This is a genomic window from Bartonella sp. AP331QHHD, assembly GCF_042195905.1.
GTDB lineage: Bacteria > Pseudomonadota > Alphaproteobacteria > Rhizobiales > Rhizobiaceae > Bartonella.
This window is the reverse complement of sequence record NZ_JBHIPG010000028.1, coordinates 1-4,073: the sequence shown is the minus strand read 5'-3', so window position 1 is coordinate 4,073 and position 4,073 is coordinate 1. Positions and strand designations below refer to the sequence as shown.

Sequence of the window (4,073 nt, the reverse complement as noted above, 5' to 3'; positions counted from 1 at the left end):
GACCACAGGAAGCATTAGCACCAGTGATATCAGCAACAGTGCCCATGCTAAAGCCAGCAGCCATGGGTTTAGCATTTCTGGGAATGACACGATAAAAAACATTGCCAAGAATGTTTTAAATCACGGCAAAGCCAAGGATGCAGCAGAAGGGGAAACCAAATCTGCTATCAGCGATGGGACTATCATCCTTACTGATACAACTGGACAGAGGGCGATGGGGCAAGATGCTGGACAAATCATTGGCTCTCTCAACCGCAACACCGCAGCAGCACACCAGGCAGTAGGACAGCTAGATGTCGCACCGCTTGAGGATATATTGCGTAATCGTTTAGGTATGAGAAATAAATGGGTAGATGAATGGTTTGATATATGGGATGGGGTTCGTAAAATGGCATTTTATGTTGACCATCCAGTGGGTGAGGTTGCGCATGATGAAAATGGCAATGTCCTCTATTTAACCGATGAAAATGGAAAACCTATAAAAGGCAGTGATGGAAAATATATCACTCTGTATCACTTTTTAAAGCCAGAGGAAGAAAAGCATTTACAAAAAGGCCCTAATGGTGCTGTTTATATGTTCTACAATGGCATTTTTAATTCACCAGATGAAGCAGCCGGTAATGCTGTCCAATTGGCTGTTAATAAAAATGGTCCCCTTTATTTTACATACTTTCCCCAAGCTGATGATGTGCTGGTAGAATTAGGGGTAGCATATTATCAAAAGTTTTGGGAGGGTAGCACTTGGGGATTGAGTAATTCGACCAAGAAGTTCCAAGATTTTATCTATCGTTATGGCAATGACAATGCTATTGTTAGTGGGCATAGCCGGGGTACCTTAACAATACGCAATGGAGCAAATGACTTGCAAGAACATGGTATCCACAGTGTAGCCAAGAAAACAGACTTCTATCTTGTTGGAGCGGCTGCTCACATGCAATCGATGGCCAATACAGTAGATTATCTAAGCGATGGCGAAAAAAATTATATCTACATACAAGGTCATATGTTAGACCCCATTAGTACAGTGATTGGTTACAATTGGCCTACGGCTTATGGGGTACGTTCCAAACCATATGATTCATTACATCCGTTAATTCTACCCCTCAGAGAGATGGGGGGAGCGATCATCGGCTATAATCCTAGTACCCATAATTGTTATGCTGATGCAAGTGCTAAGTGTAAAAATGATTACGGTTCATTTGATTTTATAAAATTTTATTCCACGAGAACAGGGAACAAAAAATGAAAATACGATTTAACTTATTGAGCCTGCTCATTCTATTAAGTATTACTGGATGTGATATGGACAAATCTCCTCCAGGGGAAGTATATGGGTGGATCAAGCCAGGAGCAGACTTTACCGAGGTAGGAAAAGCCTTATTAGAATGTGGCATGCCACATCTTAATTATCTTGAGGCTGAAAATCAAAAGCTCAGCAATAATGATAATGCAACAATTTATGCTTGTATGATTCAAGCAGGATTCCGTGACAGATATGGCGGTCCATCTTGGTGTGTGAATCATTGGAGGGAAAACCTTCCGATTTGTCGACCAGGCGCGGTCATTCCGAAACGAAGTGTTGAAAAGCGCTTAAACAGCCCTTTTTGTAAAAAATATAAAAATGCGGATGAATGCCAATCTTAAGTGATGATCAACAATCCGCCATCCTTGCCTTTGCTTGGAATGGCGCGATTGTTTCCTCACTTTCCATTATTTAACGGATGAAGAAAAGCAGCATTTACAAGCTGGTTTTGATGGCAAGGTGCATGTGTCCCTCAATGGCATTTTTACCCCACCCTATGAGGCGGCTGTTTATGCAGAGCAACATGCGGAGAATAAAAATGTACCGCTTTATTTTGTTGTGTTTCCAGAAGCCGATTCTGCTATCTCAGAACTTCTGGTCGCAGGCTACCAGAAGTTTATGGAAAATAACTTTTGGGGTTTGACCAATTCCACACAAGAAGCAAAAGATTTGGTGTATAGCCATGGTCTTACAGGGTTGGAACTTTATGGCCATAGCCGCGGGACGATGACATTGGGGAATATGTTGTATTCTTTCAAACAAGAAGGTGTTCACGGTATAGCCGACAACACGAAGNGGACGATGACATTGGGGAATATGTTGTATTCTTTCAAACAAGAAGGTGTTCACGGTATAGCCGACAACACGAAGATCAATTTCTATGGACCAGCCTTTAATGTTTTAGTTGCATCCGGTCTGTTAGGTTATGTGAGTGATGGCAAACAAACCACTGTTGGTTTTGATGGGCATAGATTTGACTTTGTAAGCAGAGTTATTGGCGGCAATGACTATACTTACGGGACACTCCCTGCCGGTAGTAACTGGTGGAAAGAATGGTGGAGAGTGATCATGAATCCCATAAGCTCCCATACTTGTCTTGGAGATGCGAGTCCACAATGTAGATATAATTATGGCACATCTCATCTAGAACAAAAACCTTGAATTAGATCATGGAGGAAAAAATGAAACAAACCTTAAAATTATTAAGCGCTGTAACTTTGTTCAGTATAGCCGGATGTCAATTTAACAAACCTCCTCTAGGAGAGGTGGCAGCGTGGAAGAAACCAGGAGCAGATTTTACAGAGGTAGGAAAAGCCTTGTTAGAATGTGGAATGCCAACTCCTTATTATACCGATCCAGAAAGCAGAAAGCTGAGTAACAATGCATGGGCAACAATTCATGCTTGTATGGTTCAATCAGGTTTCCATTATGAAAATGAACATGAGGGAGGATGGTGTTATACTTTTAGAGCCGAAAATCTCCCGATTTGTCGTCCAGGTGCTGTGATCCCGAGGCCCAGTGTCAAGAAGCGCTTAAACAGCCCTTTTTGTAAAAAATATAAAAATAGTCGCAAATGCCAGCCTTAATTTTTGCTGCTGATGGTAATCAACCCCCATCCTTGTTTTTGCTTGGAATGGGGGATTGTTTTCTCAATCCACTATCTCAATATTGTTCACCGCTGTTTAAACAGTGGTGACAGAAAATATCACCAGGCTTACGGGCCTTCTTATCGCAAATAAATCCACTGAAAGAGGGGAAAATGAAGAAAATCTTAAAACTATTGAGTTGCATGGCTCTGTTAAGTATCGCTGGATGTATTAACCAACCTCCTCCATCAACTTTAGCATTATGGGAAAAGCCAGGTGTCGATAAAGCGATGATCCAACAATCCTTATCAAAATGTGGCTGGAAACCGGTTTATGCTTCTTCTAGTGATATGAATTCGTATGCGAGTGAATTTGCCTCAGTTTATGAGTGCATGAAAAAAGCAGGTTTCCGGTATAAATTGCAAGATTCAAAAGGGCTTTATTTTGTACAACCTCTGAAAAGTGACTCGTTTTTAGCTAATTTGATGCTAGCTGGATATCAGCAATTTATGGACAATGATACCTTTGGTGTGACCAACAAAACGAAACAGGAACGCGCTTTACTAACGCATTTTGAGGATGAAAGAAAACGTCAGCAAAAGCAAAAAGCTTTACAAAAGCGATCACCAAAGCGTCCTCCCCATCGTTAAAAAGGTCGTTGGATAAAATCACGAATGAAGTAGAGGATCAAAGCCGTCTCCTTCTTTATCCACGCAACGGGCACTTTTAATTTGGTGTTTAAGATAGTCGACAATAAGGCAGGTGAGGTTTCATTACGGGGGATGCGTATTTTGAAGCCAAAGTCGTGGGGCAATCCACAGGATACGTTAAGCGGTTTGACCGAGGCTGGCGCATCTGGCAGTGTAACCGTGGGCTTTAAAACTGAGAAAACAGAAGCCTCTGTTCAGACCTCCACAGCGGTGACAGATAGCATAGAAGGCGGACGCGCTGTTAATATGCAAGCCCACAAAGGCAGCATTCATGGTGTTGGCGCTGATATTATCGCTGGTACCAATCCAATCTATGTGCTGGAAAATGATGAACAGAGCGGGAATATCACCATGGGAGTAGGTGAAGATATCATCTTTGAAAGTGCGCAAAATACGCAAAGCACACAAAACAGCAGTGAAAGTGCTTCAATGAGTGTTGGCACCGGTTATGGCACGGGTGGCGCAGGGGCAACG

At 42.2% G+C, this 4,073-nt stretch carries 3 protein-coding genes and 3 pseudogenes; all 6 read left to right on the top strand.

Going from position 1 to position 4,073, the window contains the following annotated elements:
- Positions 1-1,246 (top strand): annotated as a pseudogene (locus ACFIMS_RS03400) (filamentous hemagglutinin); the annotation flags it as partial.
- A complete protein-coding gene (locus tag ACFIMS_RS03395) occupies positions 1,243-1,644 on the top strand; it encodes a hypothetical protein (RefSeq protein WP_273791508.1) in 402 nt (133 codons plus the stop codon). The pseudogene ACFIMS_RS03400 and the gene ACFIMS_RS03395, both read left to right, overlap by 4 nt.
- 61 nt (positions 1,645-1,705) lie before the next feature.
- A pseudogene (locus ACFIMS_RS03390) lies at positions 1,706-2,464 on the top strand (filamentous hemagglutinin); the annotation flags it as partial.
- A gap of 20 nt (positions 2,465-2,484) precedes the next feature.
- The gene (locus ACFIMS_RS03385) at positions 2,485-2,889 is read left to right on the top strand and encodes a hypothetical protein (RefSeq protein WP_375675728.1); all 405 of its coding nucleotides are present in this window, start codon (positions 2,485-2,487) and stop codon (positions 2,887-2,889) included.
- A gap of 173 nt (positions 2,890-3,062) precedes the next feature.
- Positions 3,063-3,539 (top strand): hypothetical protein, encoded by a 477-nt coding sequence (locus tag ACFIMS_RS03380; protein WP_375696390.1) that lies wholly within the window; start codon positions 3,063-3,065, stop codon positions 3,537-3,539.
- A gap of 195 nt (positions 3,540-3,734) precedes the next feature.
- Positions 3,735-4,073 (top strand): annotated as a pseudogene (locus tag ACFIMS_RS03375) (hemagglutinin repeat-containing protein); the annotation flags it as partial.

Coding starts and splice junctions, on each gene's coding strand:
- ACFIMS_RS03395 (WP_273791508.1), top strand. CDS start 1,243: ATGAAAATACGATTTAACTTATTGAGCCTGCTCATTCTATTAAGTATT.
- ACFIMS_RS03385 (WP_375675728.1), top strand. CDS start 2,485: ATGAAACAAACCTTAAAATTATTAAGCGCTGTAACTTTGTTCAGTATA.
- ACFIMS_RS03380 (WP_375696390.1), top strand. CDS start 3,063: ATGAAGAAAATCTTAAAACTATTGAGTTGCATGGCTCTGTTAAGTATC.